The sequence below is a fragment of the Tardiphaga sp. genome (assembly GCF_041424195.1).
In the GTDB taxonomy this organism is placed as follows: Bacteria; Pseudomonadota; Alphaproteobacteria; order Rhizobiales; family Xanthobacteraceae; genus Tardiphaga.
The window spans coordinates 23,842-40,712 of the sequence record NZ_JBGMOE010000185.1 but is presented as its reverse complement, the minus strand read 5'-3'; the positions used below and the strand labels follow the sequence as shown (position 1 = coordinate 40,712).

Below are 16,871 nucleotides of genomic sequence, written 5' to 3'. Positions count from 1 at the left end.
AACACCGCAGGCGGAACGTCGGGCAATCGCCCGTGCTTTCCGAAAGTCCTGATGCATAGCCTTGCGGAAGACCGCATCGGCATCAGGCCCAGGGGTGCATCGGGCACCCGGCGTTCCGCACGCCCTCTCGCAAGGGGGCGGGAATGCAGGCGACGACGGCGCCCCCGCGCCGCAAATAACAGGGGCGATCACGCATGTCTGAATGGCAGTGGCTGTTTGACAGTTGAATCCGATGAGGCCGAAGCGTCAGGCCGTAGGAAGGGTAGAGCGGAGGCGCATCGCGCCGGAGCGAAACCCATCAACAAACGCGATGACGGCGATGGGTTTCGCGAAGACGCTCACCCCATCCTACGCTGTGCTCTCCTGCAGAGCGTCATCATGGCTATCTATCATGCCCGGCGCATGCCGCACATGAGAGGCCATAACGTGAGCGCATCATTAACCCTACCCTGCACATTCATCCCAGCCGCTCTCGCCGGGCAACCCAACGCGCATCATCTTGCGTTACGTCATGAGCGGACATCCACCGGGATCTTGGGTCATGGACGTGCATCGCCGCCATCTGCTGACTGCGTCCGGCGCGGGTCTCGCCGCCGGCGCATTTGCCGCATCCCATGACGCGGCACGCGCCGCCCCGCTCACCTCGACGCTCGGGCGCGACGCCACGCAATATGGCGTGCGCCCCAACAGCCAGGACGACCAGACCCGCGCATTGCAACGTGCCATCGACGAGGCAGCACGCACGCAGGCCCCGCTCGCATTGCCACCCGGCATCTATCGCACCGGCATGCTCAAGCTGGCGCGCGGCTCGCACATCATCGGCATGCGCGGTGCGACGACACTCACCTTCAGCGGCGGCGCATCGCTGCTGTCGGGCGAAGGCGCGGACTATGTCAGCCTCAGCGGCCTCACGCTGGACGGCAACTTCGCCAAACTGCCGCCGCGACGCGGGCTGCTGCACATGGTGCAGGCGCGCGACCTCCGCATCAGCAATTGCACCATCACCAATAGCGGCGGCGCGGGCATCTGGCTGGAGAACACCGCGGGGGCGATCACCGGCAATACACTCACCAACATCGCCACCACGGCGATCGTCTCATTCGATGCGCAGGGGTTGATCGTCGCGCAGAACACCATCGCCGGCACCAGCAGCAACGGCATCGAGATCCTGCGCACCGCGATCGGCGACGACGGCACGCAGGTGATCGACAACCGTATCGAGGACATCAAGGCCGGTCCCGGCGGCTCCGGTCAGTATGGCAATGCCATCAACGCATTCCGCGCCGGCAATGTCATCGTGTCCGGCAATCGCATCCGCAATTGTGATTACTCGGCCGTACGCGGCAATTCGGCGTCGAACATCCACATCACCGGCAACAGCGTCTCGAGCGTGCGCGAAGTCGCGCTGTATTCGGAATTCGCCTTCGAGGCCGCGGTCATCGCCAACAACACCGTCGATGGTGCGGCGCTCGGCGTCTCCGTCTGCAATTTCAACGAGGGCGGCCGCATCGCGGTCGTTCAGGGCAACATCATCCGCAACCTGATCCCGAAGCGCCCGATCGGCACGGCGCCCGACGACGATGCCGGCATCGGCATCTATATCGAGGCGGACGCAAGTGTGACCGGCAATGTCGTCGAGAACGCGCCGTCCTTCGGCATGATCGCGGGCTGGGGCAAGTATCTGCGCGATGTCGCCATCACCGGCAACGTCGTGCGCAACAGCTTTATCGGCATCGGCGTGTCGGTCGTACCGGGTGCCGGCACGGCCCTGGTGAGCAACAACATGATTTCAGGCGCGCCGCGCGGCGCAGTGGTCGGCCTCGATCATGCAAGGCCGGTGACGCCGGACCTCACCGCCGATGGCGCACAGCGCTATCAGCAGGTTGCCCTCTCCGGCAACACGGTGCGCTAAAGCGCCGTCCGCAGCATCGGATAGCGCGCGCTTATCACCAGTGGATCGAGCGCTTTCTGCCAATCCAGATCTTGCGGCGTCACCGTCGCTTCGCGTGGCGGAGCCTGCCGCAACAGGGTTTCGATCGGGATCAGGTCGAGCGAAGCCGCTTCAGCCACCGGCGCGACGTCGGGCTGCAATGGCGCGACCACTGGCGCAGCGACAGCAGCAGGCCGTGATGGTTCAGCAGCGCGCGGCGCGCGGTAGATCACCCCTTCCGGAGACAGCACGCGCCTCACGGCGGCGGTCTCGGCCTCGACCATCAGCCGCCAGCGTTCAACCGCTTCCTTGGCTTCCTGAATATTGTCGAGAAACTCGGCTTCGCTGTGAAAGCGGCGCCACCGCCCGCTCTCGAACAGTTCTGTCAGGTAATCCAGCCGGCTCTCGGCAAGATCGCACCAGCGCTGGGCCAATGGCCGACCAATGCCGGCAGGCGGGTAAGGAAAGTTCAGGTGAAGTGACATGGAAATGTCCGCAAGAGAAAAAACGGACGCAAAGCAACAAACGAATCACTCACCAATACTTGGAGAGTTTCTGTGGAAAAGTTCCCGGGGTCCAGCGCAATGTGGCCGAACTTGGACAGTTGCGTTGGAAACACGTGAGAAAGCCCCGTTAAACCTCAGGTATTGCAGTCAAGCCTTGCTTGAGCCTTGCTCGATGCCGGGCCATGCACCGGTAACCTATGACCTGAAGGTTAAAATTTTTGGTTAACAAAAACGAAAGACCCGTCCGGGGGGACAGCCGGACGGGTCAAGCTATACCGGGCGCAGATGTTTGGGCGCACGCGCCGGATATGGCCTCGTTGGGGAGGGAATGCCGCTCCCGCATTCATATGTCCGGCCCACCCGGCCAGACGTTCAACAATGGATCGATTATTTTTGCGGGCCTGATGCCATCGACGGCGACGACGCCTCGAGGGCCCGCGTGGTCGGTGCGGGCGCGGTCACGGCAACGGGCGTCACCGCCGCGGGCGCCGTCGCCACCGGCGGCGAAGTCCCCTGCACTGCCGACACCGCGCTATAGGCATCGGCCACTCCGGCGCCGAACAGGTCGTCACGCCCGGGCGCGCCAAGATCACGCGCGGTTGTCATCAGGATGCTGCGGATCTCGTCCGGCCGCAGTTGCGGATTGCGCTCGATCATCAAGGCGGCGAGCCCGCTGACGTAAGCAGCAGAGAACGAGGTGCCGGATGTCATCTGATATTTGTTGTCCGGCGCGGGCAGGAAGATATCGACGCCCGGCGCAGCCACTGCGATGTGGCTGCCACGGTTCGATGCGGCGAATAGTCTGTCATAGGCATCGGTGGCACTGACGGCGATCACGCTCGGGCTGGCCGCAGGATAAAGCGGCGGCGATTTCGGCCCGGCATTGCCTGACGCTGCGACCATCACGATGCCCTTGCTGGCTGACGCTGCAATACCGCGTTCGATCAGCGGATCCTGCGGACCGGCAAAGCTCATATTGATGACCTGTGCCCCGTTCATCGCCGCATGGTTGATGGCCTTGAGGATCACGAAGGACGAACTCTCGGCACCGCTCTGCGATACGCCAAAGGCGCGAATGGCAAGAATGCGCGCGCGCGGCGCGCTTCCCATCAGCCGTGCATGCGATACGATCGCCCCCGCAATGCCGGTGCCGTGCACATGCGCGCCCTCCTTGCTGCCAAGCGCATCGAAAGATCCGACGATGGCGTCAGCAAGTTCGGGATGGGCGACGTCGATGCCGGAGTCGATGACCGCGACCGTGACATTGGCACCGGCCGACAGCTTGTGGGCCTCGGGCAGACGTAGTTTTGCCAGCGCATATTGCGCGGGATCGCCCTCGCCCGGCACCGGTGTCGTCACCTGATCCTGCAGTAAATAACGGTAGTTGGGCTGCACGGCGCGCACGCCAGCCTCGGCGCGCATCTGGGACTCGACAGTCTCGACCGAACGGTTGTCGGTGATCCGGAACAGGTTGATCGTCGCACCGATGAGCGGAAAATCCTGCGACGACAGACGCTCCAGGCGCAACCGCTGGGCCAGCGCAGAAGCCTGATCGGGCGTCAGCGCGTCGTCGAGTTCGGCAACGATCTGCCGGGGAATATAACGCGTGTTGAGGGCCGCCTGCGGGCCATTGCTGCGCGATCCACCACCGGCATTCTGACTGCGCGGCGTCGGACCGCCGCCGCCGAGATCAGCAACGAACGGCCTCTCGTTGCATTCGCCGGATGCCGCGCGATTGGCATAGGCGCAACTGGGATATGTGTTCGGCGAATAGCGCACATAGGGAATGGCCGGCAGCACGGCGACAATCTTCGCTGGCGGCGTGCGCCCTGGCCGTGTGGGTGCAGGCGGTGTCCGGCTGGCTGTCGTACCGATTGTCGGCCCACGCGCACCGATACCGGTGTTGCCGACCCGAATAGCTGCCGGCCCGCGGCCAGCGATCGACGGCCCACGCCCGGCCATACGGCCCGCCCCGGCAGCGACATTCGGATTGATCCGTGCCGTTGTGCTGGGCGTGATCGTGGGAATACGTGAGCCGATATTGAGGTTCGGCGAACGCATCATGCTCTGCGCGCCGGCGACCGAAAGACCGAACAGCCACGCCACGGCGAGCGAGAGCACAATGGCCGTGCATTTCATCATTGGCCTAGAGGCGCCACGATCATGTCTCATGGAACAGGCCTCGCACGCGCAATGCGGATCGGATCAACCGACGGCGCTACTGCGCCTGAACCGCCATGCTGACGATCTTCTCGTTCTCAAGCCGACGAACCAGACCAGCGATCTGGTCCTTGGTCATGGCGCGATTGCCGAACTGAAGCCGGAACAGTCCGTCCTTGCCGCTATCGACGATCGTGCCCTGATAGCTGTCGAGCAACGCGGTGATGTCGGACACCCGCGCGGTCGGCGCAAAGCGGACGAACAGCCGCGTGGGGGCTTCTGTCGATGCCGGTGCCGGCGCCGGCGCGAGCGACCGGGTGACGGTGGTCGGTGCACTCGCTGGCGACGGCGCGGTTTCATAGGACGCGGTCTGGAATGTACGCGTATCACGCTGCATCAACACGGTGCCGATCACGCCGGCCTGCAGCATGATAGCAAGCGCGCCGACGGCGGCGGAAGCCGCCAGCGTCCGCGGCGACAGCGATGCGAAAAATCCGGAAATCCGCGCCGACAGACCAAGCGAGGTCGCCCCGCTGCGCGCCGGCTCGGCGTCGATCGCAGCAAACAGCTTCTGCATCGCCCGAGAGGACGGCGCACCGAGGCTCTCGTTGAGACCAATGGTCTCGGCATATTCTTCCTGGATCACGGCATATTGTTTCGCCAATTCAGGGTCATTGGCGAGCGCCTCATCGACGCGGCGAGTATCACGCGCGTTGAGCGTGCCTGCGGCGTGCCAAGGCAGCAACGCCTCGATCTCGCCCGGCTCCTGGGTCGGCACCTTGTTGCTCATCGCCATCATGGCCAGCCTCGTTCAATGCCGGCTGCCTTGAGCAGATCGGCTAATTTCTTGCGCGCGTAAAACAGGCGCGTCTTGACGGTGTTCTCGGGAATTCCGACGATCTCGGCCACCTCTTCCACGGACTTCTCGTGGTAGTAGACGAGATCGACGATTTCCCGATGCTCGGGCGAAAGGGACGTCAGGCACTTCCGCAACGCGTCACCGGTATCCTTTTTCTGAACCGACACTTCGGGATTATCGGACGTATCCTCGATCGCGTTGGCCGTCTCGTCGTCCAGTTCAGCATCCTTGCGCTTGCGCAGCGCGGACAGCGCCTTGAACCTCGTAATCGCCAAGAGCCAGGTCGAGACCGCTGAGCGACCCTCGAATTTGCCGGCCTGCCGCCACACATCCAGGAACACTTCGCTGATAAGATCTTCAGCAATCTGTTCGTTCCGCACCAACCGAAGGCCGAAGCGAAACACCCGGACATGGTGCCTGCCGTAAAGCACCTGCATCGCAAGACGGTCGCCCTGCGCAATCCGGGCGATCAGAACCTCATCCGATGCCGCCTGTGTCACGCTCAATGCCCGTCTCGCAATGTTGGTCTGAATGAGGATGTAAGAGGTTCGATTAACAAGGCAAAATCTTCTCGAATGGGCCGGAATATACCGGTTATGGCTGCTTTGACCGCACCGAAAGGGCTTTGGCCCGCCCTTTTATCGAGCGGACCGGGTGACAGGTAGCATAATGCTGAGGGATTTCCGACCCGGACACCAGCGATTCACGTGGCAACCTTACCAAGTCGTGGCTTCCGGAACAGCCTTGAGGCTGCGGAACCGGCATTTTTCAGCCACATCCCGAAACCCTCGTAAATGGATACCGTAACTTGTCCTGGCGGCCTGTCCGCCACATCAAGTGAACTCGCCCGGGCTCGTTCATCGGCCCGGGCATTTTACTTAAATAACAAAGCTACGCTTGTTATCCTCTGGTATTCCCGCAGCACTCGATCCGTTAACATTTTTGTCGCCGAGACCAGCGAATGAAGTAGCTGATTACCAGATTTGGCTGGCGGCAATAGATACCAAACCTAAAGGCTTTGAGCAGTAGAGTTCCGTCAGTAAAACCCGTCGATGGGCTCAATGACCGCAGCCGCTTTATCAGCCTTGAATCCAGTCAACGGCGACTTCGAAGCCGTCGACGGAGAGCTGCCGGCAGATATTCTGGCGCGCCGTCTGAGGCGTCGGCGTCAAATGCTCGCATTGGCGGCTGCCAGTCACACCGTCAACATCGCGTTGCTTCTCGTGTTCCTCGCCGCGGGCACGATCGACGGCATCATCGTCGCAGCCTATGCCGGCTGCGCTTTTGCCTCTGTACTGATCTTCCTCGCGATCTCCGAAAGCGGCCTGACGGACGGCTGGCGCGATCACTTCTTCACAGCGCCCTACACGGCTGTCACTTACGCACTTCAGCTGACCTTCGTTTATGCAGCGCCCAATGTCGCCGTCGTTTTTCTCTGTGCGCTCTTCCTTGTGGCCAATGTCATCGCCCTGCGTACCTCGCCCCGTGAGGCTGTCGGCGCCTGGACCGTCATAACCGGTGGCCTCGCACTGCTCTATTTTTTCTTCGACCTGCCCCTGACGTTGCCCTCCGGCAACTCGATCGAGCGCTTCGGTACCTTGCTGACATTCTCGATGACCATCGCCCGCAGCATGTTCATTGGCATTTTCTCCAGCTCGCTGCGCGATGCGCTGTTTCGGCGCCGCGTTGAACTTGAGGCCGCCTACAAGCGCATCGAAGAACTCGCAGAGCTCGACGAACTGACGGGATCGCTCAATCGTCGCTGCATCATGCGGCAGCTCGACGACGAAATCATTCGCGCACAGCGCAGCAACACGCCCTGCACGGCCGCGCTGATCGACCTCGACTGGTTCAAGCGGATCAACGACAATTTCGGGCATCCGACCGGCGACGAAGTGCTGCGGACCTTCGCCATCACCATTTTCGCCAATATCCGCAGCATCGATAAATTCGGCCGCTATGGCGGCGAGGAATTCCTGCTGGTGCTGCCGGACACGCCGCATGACAAGGCCGTGCATATGCTCGACCGTTTGCGGGGGATTGTCGAAGCACTGGACTGGAGTGCATTTTCCGACGGCTTGACCGTGACGATTTCGGGCGGCGTTGCGACATTGGGTCCAAACGACACACCCGACACCTTGCTCGCACGTGCCGACAGCGCGCTTTATATTGCCAAGGAGCGTGGACGAAACCGAATTGCAGGTGCCTGAACAAATTTGACTACCCCAACTGCAGCACAGTGGCAGCGGGGCACGATTGGAATTGCGGGATTTTATTTATGGCTTCAAAGTCGCCGTTATCGGCAAATTTACTCGACGAGCTTGACGCCGCACTGGCCCACGGGACGGTCGCGCGGCGCGTGGAAACGCTGCGCCGTGTCACGGATCTGTTCGTCAACAACGCCGTGGATTACTCCGACGCGCAGATCGCAGTATTCGACGACGTTTTCGATTGCCTGCTGACGCATATGGAAGCGTCAGCAAAGGCCCTTTTGGCCGAACGACTGGCACCCATCCCTGTCGCACCGCCCCGGATCGTCCGGACCCTCGCATTCGACGATTTGATCGAGGTCGCCTCCCCCGTGCTCTCCCAATCGGAGCAGCTCGATGACCAAGCGCTGATCGAAAATGCACGCACCAAGAGCCAGGACCATCTGCTCGCGATTTCGACGCGTAAGGTCCTGAGCGGCGCGCTGACGGATGTTCTCGTCGAACGCGGCAACGACGCCGTCGTCACCAGCACCGTTAACAATCGCGGCGCCGACATTTCGGAGCACGGTTACAATACTCTGCTCTCCCGCGCTGACGGCAACGATACGATTGCCACATGCGTTGGCCTGCGTCCCTCCATTCCGCGCCACCACTATCTGAAGCTCGTCGCCAAGGCGTCGGCCTCGGTCCGGGCGAAGCTGGAAGCCGCCCACGCACACCATGCGGCCGACATATCGCTGGTGGTCCAGCAGGTCGCCCGGCGGGTGCGCTCCGCACCTGCCGGCATCAGTCAGCAGACCATCATTGCCCATGGTCTCGTGCGCTCGCTGTTTGAAGACGGTCGGCTGGATGAAAACGAAGTGGCGAAATTCGCCGAAGCCGGCAAGTTCGACGAGGCTAACGCCGCGCTCGCGTGCCTGGCCAATGTGCCGGTCTCGGTCGCGGAAACCATGATGATCGAATCCCGCAGCGAGGGCATTTTCATTCTGTGCAAGGTCGCGAATTTTGCATGGAAGACCGTCAAGACCATCATCAACATGCGCGAGCAACTCGCAGGAGCGCAACTGTCTGACAGCGCGACCGACCGCGAGACTTATGAGCGTCTCCGTATCTCCGCGGCGCAACAGGTCCTGCGCTTCCACCGCATGCAGCAGGCGACATCGGAAGCACCGGCCGCCTGAGGTTTGTCAGTCGGCGTGTTTTCACGCGGGTAGCCGCAGTCTGGCCATTGCGATCGAGGGCCGCAACGCCAATTGCGCTGACCTGCCATTCCACCAGCAGGCATCGACTTGCCAGGGAATGCGCTGATAGTGATGCCTCAATCACGGCGAACAACGCTGGAATGGGTTGGCATCAAGCAGGGCGGAATTCATGCGGGTCTTGATCACAGGCGCCGGTGGCTTCATCGGCAGGACGCTCACTTCTGCGCTTCTTCAGGCAGGCGCGCTCACCAATGCTGTGGGCACAGGCGAGACAATCGAGGAGCTCTTCCTTCTCGATACACATTTGCCGCCAACATCCGACCCACGTGTGAGGCACTTGCAAGCCGGCATCGACGCACCCGATACGCTGAAGCAGGTCGCGGCTTGGAAGCCCCATAGCGTGTTCCATCTGGCGGCTGTGCTGACCAGCGCCGCAGAACAGGACCCGGCGCGCGCGCTCGCCGTGAATGTCTCGGCTCTCGCCGAATTGATCGATGCCGTCGGCGCCAAGGATGCCCCGCCCCGCCTGATCTTTCCAAGCTCGATCGCGGTGTTCGGCGGATTGTTGCCAGACAATGTCGATGACGACCACTTGCAGCGCCCGCAGACCTCCTATGGCACGCACAAGGCCATCGCTGAATTGATGTTGTCGGACGCCACGCGCCACGGAATGGTCGATGCACGTGCCTTGCGCCTGCCGATCGTACTGGTGCATCCGGGGCCACCGACCCAATCGGTATCGGACCGTATCGCGGGCATCGTTCGCGATGGCGTCGCCGGAAAGCCGTCGATTTGCCCATTGCGCGCTGACACGAAAGTGCCGGTCGTCTCGGTGGGGACCGTTGCGCAGAATTTGATCACGCTTCACAATGCAGATCCGGTCAAGCTGCGCGGCAAACGTGTGCTTAATCAGCCTGCCCTGACGATCAGCATGGAAGACATCGTTGAATCGATCGCGCGTGTCACCAACACCACGCCGAATGTGACTTATGCCCTCGACCCGGAACTGAAGAAGATCGTCGATAGCTGGCCGAAAGGCTTTATTTCTACTCGCGCGCCGTCCGTCGGTGTCGTCGCCGACAAGAGTTTCGAGGACATCGTGAACCAGTATCGCCAGCACCTCGCCGAGAAATCTGCTGCATGACCGAGCCTGCAGCCGACATCTGCATCATTGGCGCCGGTTCGTCCGGCATTGCAGTCGCCAAGGCCCTGCACAACAAGGGGCTCAATTTCGACATCTACGAGAAGGGCTCTAACATCGGCGTGCTGGCCGTCCAGCGGCTATCGCGTCGGCTAAATGAAGATCATTCTTCGCGGAAAGCGCGCAGCCTATGCGCCGATCAATAGCGCAGCACTTTTGAACCGATGACTGCACCGAGCGCTGTCACCAATAGCGTAGCGAGCGTGTACCAGGTCGCCACGAACAATGGCGAGTCGTCGGTGCAATGCGCGGCATAAAGCGTCGCAGCCAATCCGGCCGACATTAATCCAGCGAACGCACCTGCCAAAGCCGGGCGCGACGGTGCACCCTGACGTAACGCCAGCAGCGAGCCTGCAAGAATGGGCAAAGACAGCACCGGCACCGCCAACATGCAGACCATTGAATTCTTGCCTATCATCCGCATCATCATCGGCATGCGCTGCGGGACCATCATCTCCGCGATGATCGCAGCCACCAAAATGAATGGTGACAGCAGCAGCAGCCAGATCCAGCGACCAAGCGCCGCCTCCGGCCGCGACAGATGAACACTGATAACGATCGCCGGAATGGCGAGTGCTAGTGTGACCGCGAACTTGGTATCGAAAAACGGATTTCGCATTGCCGACATGAAATCCGGACGGATGCCGAGCGTTACCAGCAGCATCGCCGCCGCCACCGGCAGCGCGACCAGCAAGGCCATCGCAAGCTGGGTGTTGGCGGGACGGGCACGATAATCATTATCGGCAGCCAGCGTTTGAATCAGGCGATCGGTATCCATGGTCAGTCCTTTCGCAGCTTGGCTGCGAGGCTCGCAAGCCCACGATGCAACGCCACGCGCACGGCGCCTTCGGTCATCGACAATTTCGACGCCGTGGTCTTGATGGATGCACTCTCTACCGCGATCGATTGCAACACGTCGCGCTGCCGCGGCGGAAGATCGGCGAGATGGTTGGCAATCTCGACGGTCGGTAATGTTTCAGCCGGTGGCTCGCTCGGAATCGTCTCCGCAAAATCGTCGATATTGACGAAGATCCGACGCCCGCGCCGGCGCAGCGCGTCGATCAGCTTGTTGCGGGCGATCGCAAACAGCCACGGCGCGAACGGCGCGTCCGCATCCCAGGTCTGCCGTTTCAAATGGACCGCCAGCAAAATGTCCTGCACGATATCCTCGGCCTGATCGGGCGGCTGGCCTGCCCGTGACAGGCCCCGCCGCGCTCCGGCGCGCAGCACGGGCGTAACTGACTTCAGCAGGCGATGATAAGCAGCGCTATCCCCTGCATTGGCCGACCGCATCAGATCGGTCCATTCGTCGTCACGTCCGCGCACGCGCGCTCCTAAAGCCAATTCGGCGGATACTTCAATTTGTTACGCCAGCTGAAAGGAAAATCACGGAACCGTGAAGCCTAGCCTGCGCCCCAATCCGCGCCCCCAATTTCGAGCCAGGGACTGTAAAGGTATCCGGCTCATAACATCGAACCATCAGAGTGGCATCCGTCGCCTTGATTTCAAAGGCAGATTTTTCCTGACGCCCGTGCAGACGATGACCGCCGCGACCTCCATGCCCCGTTTTTGCCGAACTCGTCCGAAGATTCCCTTTTTTTGCCCCGCTGTGAACACCTCCGCAGTCTCCTTTGCGGCCATTGGGGGCCGGTATTTTCGGGGAGATTTCCATGAACATCAGAACCAGCGGGCGCGCGGCATTGGCCATCGCAGCCGGATTGTGGATCTGCACGTCGGTGCCACTTCATGCGACCGAAAACGACACCCAGGCTGCCGCGCCAGCCGCGATGGTCGGCAGCGCCACAGACACGTCTGCAGAGCCCGCGAAGGCCACCAAGCACCGGGCCAGGAAGACCGAAGCGAAATCGCGCAAATCCGACCGGCAGGCAACCAGGGGGTCAAAAAAGCCGACTGAGGAGGATACCGCCAAGGCGGACGACGCCAAGCCGGAACACGGCGACGCAGCAATTTCGGCATCGGTCGCCAATGCCAATGCGCAGTGGCCCTCCGAGACGACAGCGACCAACACCTACAACATGACATCGCAGGCCGGCAGTACGCTTGGCCAAATCAGCGGCCAGCAGGAACAGCCCGCAACGACCACGCCGGATTCCGGCGCCAGCAATGCGCAGCTCGTTGCCGCTGACCAGCTCAACGACCTCGATCGTGCCATCAGCGAAGACAAGCCACCGCTGACGCTCGCGAAGGCCACCATCGATGCGCCAACACAGGAAGTCGCCAGCGCGGACAGCACGACTTGGGACAAGACCTCCCTCGTCGGCAAGATCTTCATCGCCTTCGGCGGCCTGCTGACCATGGCCTCCGCGGCCCGCATGTTTATGGCTTGAACCCCATCCCCCGAGCGGGCAAATTGCTGGGGGTCGCCGATCCTGGCGGCTTCAGCAAAATCCGCGGGATGGAACATGAGCAGCTACGAACACCTCATCGTTGAGCGCAAGGGCGCGGTCGGCATCATCACGCTGAACCGCCCGAAGATGCTCAATGCGCTCTCTTTCGGCGTGTTCGGCGAAATCAAAATCGCCATCGACGAGCTCGAAGCTGACGCCACTGTGGGCTGCATCATCGTGACCGGTAGCGAGAAGGCATTTGCCGCCGGAGCCGATATCAAGGAGATGCAGCCAAAGAGCTTCATCGACATGTTCTCCAGTGATTTCACTGCGATCGGCGGCGACCGCGTGGCCACCTGCACCAAGCCGACCATTGCTGCAGTCAGCGGCTACGCTCTCGGCGGTGGCTGCGAGCTCGCAATGATGTGCGACATCATGATCGCAGCGGACACCGCGAAGTTCGGCCAGCCGGAAATCACGCTCGGCACCATTCCCGGCATCGGCGGCACCCAGCGCCTCACCCGCGCCATCGGCAAATCGAAGGCGATGGACCTTTGCCTCACAGGCCGGATGATGGATGCGGCGGAAGCCGAGCGCTCCGGTCTCGTCAGCCGCATTGTCCCGGCTGACAAGCTGATGGAAGAAGCCATCGCCATGGCGGAAAAGATCGCGGCCATGTCGCGCCCCGTGGCGACGATGGCAAAGAACGCCGTCAACCGCGCCTTCGAGACGCCGCTCACCGAGGGCCTCAAGGTCGAGCGCGATCTGTTTCACGCGACCTTTGCGCTGGAGGATCGCTCCGAAGGCATGGCCGCATTCATCGAGAAGCGGAAGCCCGTCAACAAGAACCGCTAGGCCGGATTGCTGCGCGCGAGCGCGGCGGATACCAGCACCCGATAAGCTCGTTCGGCCCATGTGGCCGGACGATCGAGCCCGAGCCGCGCAAGCGCCGCTTCATCGGATGCGCTGGCTGTATGCGTCATGCCCTGCCAGAACAACCCGGCGACCTTCTGCGGCGACACCGATGCAGCGCTCAGAATCTGCAATGCAGGGATCAGGCGCTGCTCGACGGCGGTGAAGTCACTACCAAACGGGAACATGGGCAAAAGACCAGCGTCCCGCGCCGGCTTGAGCGCAGCAGAGATCCGCTCGGGCACGTTGTCGCGATATGCTGCAGGAATATCATAGCTCTTGGAAAGCTTTCCCGCATCCTTGGCCTGCTTCATCAGCTCCGGCTGAAAGCGCGAGTCGGACACCTGCAGCATTGCCGCAATCACATCCGCATCGGATTTTCCGCGCAGATCGGCGACACCATACTCCGTCACGATGATGTCGCGCAGATGTCGCGGGATCGTGGTGTGGCCATAGCTCCAGCGAATATTGGAGATTGGCTTTTTGCCGGCACGCGTCGCTTCGAGAGTCAGGATCGAGCGCGCGCCTTCCAGAGCGAAGGCCTGTGACACGAAATTATACTGCCCGCCGACACCACTCACGACCTGCCCGGTCTCGAGACCGTCAGAGATCGCGGCTCCCATCAGCGTCGCCATCATCGTGTTGTTGACGAAGCGTGCATCCACACGCGCACGGCGCTTGCCCTCTTCATCGCCGTAGAGCTCATTGGTGAATGACACCGGCATCATCTGGATTTTTGCCAAACGTTCCGGCGCCATGTCGCGCAGCGCCTGATAGAATGCCTTCGGCCCCAGAAAGAATGCGCCATGCACGATGGTGCCATCCACCTCGCGCTTGAGAATGCCGGCTTCCATCAGACCGAGAAACGCTTCGAACAGCATTTCACTGACGCCATAGAGGCCGTGTTCAAACGTTGCGACTTCCTTCGGAGGCGCGTCAGGAGAAAGGCGCTGCAACAGATTGCGGAACGCCGCATTGTCGCGCTGACGAATGATCAGCCCCCGCGCCAGCGCATCGCCGACTTGTCCGATGCCGATCTGCAGCGTGCCACCGTCACGCACCAGGCCCGCAGCGTGCAAGCCGATGGCATATTTGGTGTCGTTGACGGGTTCTGACGGTGGTGCGAACAGCGGAAATTCGGTATCCGGACTGTCAAGCACCGCGTGAAACTCATCACCTGCGAGATCGCCCTGCCCCGGCATGAATGGCAGTTCCGAATTGACCTGACCGATCAGCCTGAACGAAACGCGACCCTCGTTGCGCGCGCGCAGGAGGTCCAGCGTGGTGTCGGTATTGCAGCTCAGGCTATAGCGCGTGACCCCGTCAACGACGCGTTTCGACACCAGTTGCGTGATCACGTTCAGGCCACGCGTCAGCAGATAGGACGCCGCATGGGTGTAGTTCGCTGAAATATAGTGCTGCTGCGCATCGGCGACCCGCAGCCACTTTCCTGCAAGGAAGAAGAATTCGTTGACCTGAACGTTCGGCGGAAGCTCGCCTTTGTGAAGCGCCGTTGCATAGGCCAGGTCAGGATAGCCACCGAACAAACGCTCTATCACCGGATTGATGAATCGTTTCTCCAGCTCGCTGGACGGCTTCGGCTTCTCCAGGGTCAGCGCGGAGAAGAAAGTCAGCCGGATGCTGCGATCGGCCAGCGCGCGCTGATAGAGCGCATTGATGATGTGGTTTGCCTTGCCAAGTCCGAGCGGCAATCCCACAACGAGCGTAGACCCGACATCGCGAATGATGTCGTCCGCGATGGCGTCGGAATCGGTGAAGATCTTGGGCATGGGCATTCCGGATGGGACAAGATCGGCTGCTCCTCAACGCAATCGCGCAGCGAGGCCGGCGCAGAGTTACCACCGCGCACGGTTATTCAGAAATGTGCCCGACATGCAACACACGCGGCCGTGTGAAGCCGGGTTTATTCGCCGCATTCACGGAGCAGCTCATCCGCCCTATGGTCCTGATCAATCAAGCAAATCGGGGCAGCCAAATGCCCTGTGGGGAAAGCGCAAAAGCTCGGAGGTTCTTCACCGGATGGTTTGCCTGCAAAGGCAACGCCCTCTAAACATACGTGGGCGTCAGCGGGGGGCGGACGTCCGAAGACTGCTTTGGGATAACATGGTTCGTCATCACGGCATATTTGGCCTCGTCGCAAGACGCGCGCTCCGGACAGGCATGGCCCTGAGCCTCACCGGCTATGGCATTTTCGCTGCGGTCGATGCGCGTGCCGAAACTGTCTCGGAAGCGCTTGCCAAGGCCTATCAATCCAATCCGCAACTGAACGGTGAACGGGCTCGCCAGCGCGCGACCGATGAGAACGTCCCGCAGGCGCTGGCCGGCTACCGGCCGCAGGTTGCTGCCACGCTGAGCTATGGCCTTCAGGCCGTGCGTAACCTGCTGGTGGACAACACCATCCAGGGCGCGACGTTGAAGCCATGGACCATCGGCGTCACCGTCACCCAGACGCTTTATAACGGAAACAAGACAGCCAACAGCGTCCGCGTCGCGGAATTGCAGGTGCAGTCCGGCCGGGAAGCGCTGCGGAATGTCGGCCAGGGCGTGCTGCTCGACGCTGTCGTTGCCTATACCAATGTTCTCGCCAACCAATCGCTGGTCGAAGCCCAGCGCGCCAACGTGACTTCGCTCCGTGAGACCCTCGGGATAGCCCAGAAGCGGCTCAATGCCGGCGACGTCACCCCCACCGATACGTCTCAGGCCGAGGCTCGACTGGCCCGCGGTCAGGCCGACCTGAACGCTGCCGAGGTCAATCTTGCGATCAGCCAGGCGACCTATGCGCAGGTCATCGGCACGTCACCCTCGCGGCTCAGCCCGGCCGAACCGATGGATCGGTTGCTCCCGCGCAACAAGGACGATGCGGTCAACCAGGCCTTCAAGGCGCATCCCGCAGTGCTGGCCGCCGGCTACGATGTCGACGTGGCAACCACGACGATCAAGGTGGCCGAGAGCAGCCTGTTGCCCACTCTTACGCTGCAGGGCAGCGCCAGCAAATCCAGCCAATCGGATCCGACGCTTGGCACTTTTGGCACCGACCAGGCTTCTATTGTCGGCCAGTTGACTGCACCGATCTATGACGGCGGCCTCGGTGCTGCACAGACGCGCCAGGCCAAGGAACTATCGTCGGTCAGCCGCCTGGTGCTCGAGCAGGTCCGCAACCAGGCCCGCACCGCAGTCGTCGGTGCATGGGTGTCAAACGAAGGCGCCAAGACCGCGGTGAGTGCCGCTGAAGCCGAAGTGCGCGCTGCTGGCGTTGCACTGCAGGGCGTACAGCGCGAAGCCCAGGGCGGTCAGCGCACGACTGTCGATGTGTTGAACGCACAGCAGGATCTTGTGCAGGCTAAAGCCCGCCTGATCGGTGCGCAGCGTGACCGGGTCATCGCATCCTATTCGTTGCTCAGCGCGGTCGGCAGGCTCGATGTGAAGACGCTTGGGCTGAACACGCCAGACTACCTGCCGGAAGTTCACTACCATCAGGTGCGCGATGCCTGGCACGGGCTACGCACTCCCTCGGGGCAATAA

Annotated in this window: 15 protein-coding genes; 8 read left to right on the top strand and 7 right to left on the bottom strand. The window is 61.8% G+C overall.

Going from position 1 to position 16,871, the window contains the following annotated elements; translation table 11 throughout:
- Positions 1 to 541: 541 nt before the first annotated feature.
- Positions 542 to 1,912, top strand: a complete 1,371-nt coding sequence (locus tag ACEK02_RS24675) for a TIGR03808 family TAT-translocated repetitive protein (RefSeq protein WP_371424130.1) — start codon at positions 542 to 544, stop codon at positions 1,910 to 1,912.
- Here ACEK02_RS24675 and ACEK02_RS24670 read toward each other — a convergent pair.
- The 4 genes from ACEK02_RS24670 to ACEK02_RS24655 form a co-directional block, all read right to left on the bottom strand.
- Positions 1,909 to 2,415 (bottom strand): TIGR03809 family protein, encoded by a 507-nt coding sequence (locus ACEK02_RS24670; RefSeq protein WP_371424129.1) that lies wholly within the window; start codon positions 2,413 to 2,415, stop codon positions 1,909 to 1,911. The two genes, ACEK02_RS24675 and ACEK02_RS24670, sit on opposite strands and share 4 nt — an antisense overlap.
- A 408-nt stretch (positions 2,416 to 2,823) precedes the next feature.
- Entirely contained in the window at positions 2,824 to 4,578 is a 1,755-nt protein-coding gene (locus ACEK02_RS24665; RefSeq protein WP_371424128.1) for a S8 family serine peptidase, read from the bottom strand.
- 76 nt (positions 4,579 to 4,654) lie between these two features.
- Positions 4,655 to 5,395 carry a hypothetical protein gene (locus tag ACEK02_RS24660; protein WP_371424127.1) on the bottom strand — a complete coding sequence of 247 codons (741 nt, stop codon included), beginning with the start codon at positions 5,393 to 5,395 and terminating at the stop codon, positions 4,655 to 4,657.
- Positions 5,392 to 5,961 carry a sigma-70 family RNA polymerase sigma factor gene (locus ACEK02_RS24655; RefSeq protein ID WP_371424126.1) on the bottom strand — a complete coding sequence of 190 codons (570 nt, stop codon included), beginning with the start codon at positions 5,959 to 5,961 and terminating at the stop codon, positions 5,392 to 5,394. Before ACEK02_RS24655 ends, ACEK02_RS24660 begins: the two co-directional genes overlap by 4 nt.
- Before the next feature lie 555 nt (positions 5,962 to 6,516).
- On the opposite strand from ACEK02_RS24655, the gene ACEK02_RS24650 reads away from it, so the two are divergent.
- The 4 genes from ACEK02_RS24650 (at position 6,517) to ACEK02_RS24635 (ending at position 10,214) form a co-directional block, all read left to right on the top strand.
- A complete protein-coding gene (locus tag ACEK02_RS24650) occupies positions 6,517 to 7,665 on the top strand; it encodes a GGDEF domain-containing protein (RefSeq protein WP_371424125.1) in 1,149 nt (382 codons plus the stop codon).
- Between the two features lie 68 nt (positions 7,666 to 7,733).
- Positions 7,734 to 8,846, top strand: coding sequence for a DUF2336 domain-containing protein (locus tag ACEK02_RS24645; RefSeq protein WP_371424124.1), 1,113 nt, complete (start codon positions 7,734 to 7,736; stop codon positions 8,844 to 8,846).
- A gap of 190 nt (positions 8,847 to 9,036) precedes the next feature.
- A complete protein-coding gene (locus tag ACEK02_RS24640; protein ID WP_371424123.1) occupies positions 9,037 to 10,011 on the top strand; it encodes an NAD-dependent epimerase/dehydratase family protein in 975 nt (324 codons plus the stop codon).
- Positions 10,008 to 10,214 carry an NAD(P)-binding protein gene (locus ACEK02_RS24635; protein ID WP_371424122.1) on the top strand — a complete coding sequence of 69 codons (207 nt, stop codon included), beginning with the start codon at positions 10,008 to 10,010 and terminating at the stop codon, positions 10,212 to 10,214. Before ACEK02_RS24640 ends, ACEK02_RS24635 begins: the two co-directional genes overlap by 4 nt.
- Here ACEK02_RS24635 and ACEK02_RS24630 read toward each other — a convergent pair.
- Together ACEK02_RS24630 and ACEK02_RS24625 are read right to left on the bottom strand one after the other, a co-directional pair.
- Positions 10,208 to 10,846, bottom strand: a complete 639-nt coding sequence (locus ACEK02_RS24630; protein WP_371424121.1) for an NrsF family protein — start codon at positions 10,844 to 10,846, stop codon at positions 10,208 to 10,210. The two genes, ACEK02_RS24635 and ACEK02_RS24630, sit on opposite strands and share 7 nt — an antisense overlap.
- A gap of 2 nt (positions 10,847 to 10,848) precedes the next feature.
- The gene (locus ACEK02_RS24625) at positions 10,849 to 11,394 is read right to left on the bottom strand and encodes a sigma-70 family RNA polymerase sigma factor (protein ID WP_371424120.1); all 546 of its coding nucleotides are present in this window, start codon (positions 11,392 to 11,394) and stop codon (positions 10,849 to 10,851) included.
- Between the two features lie 344 nt (positions 11,395 to 11,738).
- Here ACEK02_RS24625 and ACEK02_RS24620 point away from each other — a divergent pair, with 344 nt between their 5' ends.
- Both ACEK02_RS24620 and ACEK02_RS24615 read left to right on the top strand, forming a co-directional pair.
- On the top strand, positions 11,739 to 12,416 hold the full coding sequence (locus ACEK02_RS24620; protein ID WP_371424119.1) for a hypothetical protein: 678 nt from the start codon (positions 11,739 to 11,741) through the stop codon (positions 12,414 to 12,416).
- 75 nt (positions 12,417 to 12,491) lie between these two features.
- Positions 12,492 to 13,271, top strand: a complete 780-nt coding sequence (locus tag ACEK02_RS24615) for an enoyl-CoA hydratase (protein WP_371424118.1) — start codon at positions 12,492 to 12,494, stop codon at positions 13,269 to 13,271.
- Here ACEK02_RS24615 and ACEK02_RS24610 read toward each other — a convergent pair.
- Positions 13,268 to 15,118, bottom strand: a complete 1,851-nt coding sequence (locus ACEK02_RS24610) for an acetyl-CoA hydrolase/transferase C-terminal domain-containing protein (protein ID WP_371424117.1) — start codon at positions 15,116 to 15,118, stop codon at positions 13,268 to 13,270. The genes ACEK02_RS24615 and ACEK02_RS24610 overlap by 4 nt on opposite strands.
- 391 nt (positions 15,119 to 15,509) lie before the next feature.
- Here ACEK02_RS24610 and ACEK02_RS24605 point away from each other — a divergent pair, with 391 nt between their 5' ends.
- Positions 15,510 to 16,871 (top strand): TolC family outer membrane protein, encoded by a 1,362-nt coding sequence (locus ACEK02_RS24605; protein ID WP_371424116.1) that lies wholly within the window; start codon positions 15,510 to 15,512, stop codon positions 16,869 to 16,871.

What these genes read in the sequence shown, in the direction of transcription:
- ACEK02_RS24660 (WP_371424127.1), bottom strand. Translation starts at nt 5,395, where the DNA reads ATGATGGCGATGAGCAACAAGGTGCCGACCCAGGAGCCGGGCGAGATC.
- ACEK02_RS24615 (WP_371424118.1), top strand. Translation starts at nt 12,492, where the DNA reads ATGAGCAGCTACGAACACCTCATCGTTGAGCGCAAGGGCGCGGTCGGC.
- ACEK02_RS24620 (WP_371424119.1), top strand. Translation starts at nt 11,739, where the DNA reads ATGAACATCAGAACCAGCGGGCGCGCGGCATTGGCCATCGCAGCCGGA.
- ACEK02_RS24605 (WP_371424116.1), top strand. Translation starts at nt 15,510, where the DNA reads ATGGCCCTGAGCCTCACCGGCTATGGCATTTTCGCTGCGGTCGATGCG.
- ACEK02_RS24650 (WP_371424125.1), top strand. Translation starts at nt 6,517, where the DNA reads ATGACCGCAGCCGCTTTATCAGCCTTGAATCCAGTCAACGGCGACTTC.
- ACEK02_RS24640 (WP_371424123.1), top strand. Translation starts at nt 9,037, where the DNA reads ATGCGGGTCTTGATCACAGGCGCCGGTGGCTTCATCGGCAGGACGCTC.
- ACEK02_RS24675 (WP_371424130.1), top strand. Translation starts at nt 542, where the DNA reads ATGGACGTGCATCGCCGCCATCTGCTGACTGCGTCCGGCGCGGGTCTC.
- ACEK02_RS24645 (WP_371424124.1), top strand. Translation starts at nt 7,734, where the DNA reads ATGGCTTCAAAGTCGCCGTTATCGGCAAATTTACTCGACGAGCTTGAC.
- ACEK02_RS24665 (WP_371424128.1), bottom strand. Translation starts at nt 4,578, where the DNA reads ATGATGAAATGCACGGCCATTGTGCTCTCGCTCGCCGTGGCGTGGCTG.
- ACEK02_RS24610 (WP_371424117.1), bottom strand. Translation starts at nt 15,118, where the DNA reads ATGCCCAAGATCTTCACCGATTCCGACGCCATCGCGGACGACATCATT.
- ACEK02_RS24635 (WP_371424122.1), top strand. Translation starts at nt 10,008, where the DNA reads ATGACCGAGCCTGCAGCCGACATCTGCATCATTGGCGCCGGTTCGTCC.
- ACEK02_RS24630 (WP_371424121.1), bottom strand. Translation starts at nt 10,846, where the DNA reads ATGGATACCGATCGCCTGATTCAAACGCTGGCTGCCGATAATGATTAT.
- ACEK02_RS24670 (WP_371424129.1), bottom strand. Translation starts at nt 2,415, where the DNA reads ATGTCACTTCACCTGAACTTTCCTTACCCGCCTGCCGGCATTGGTCGG.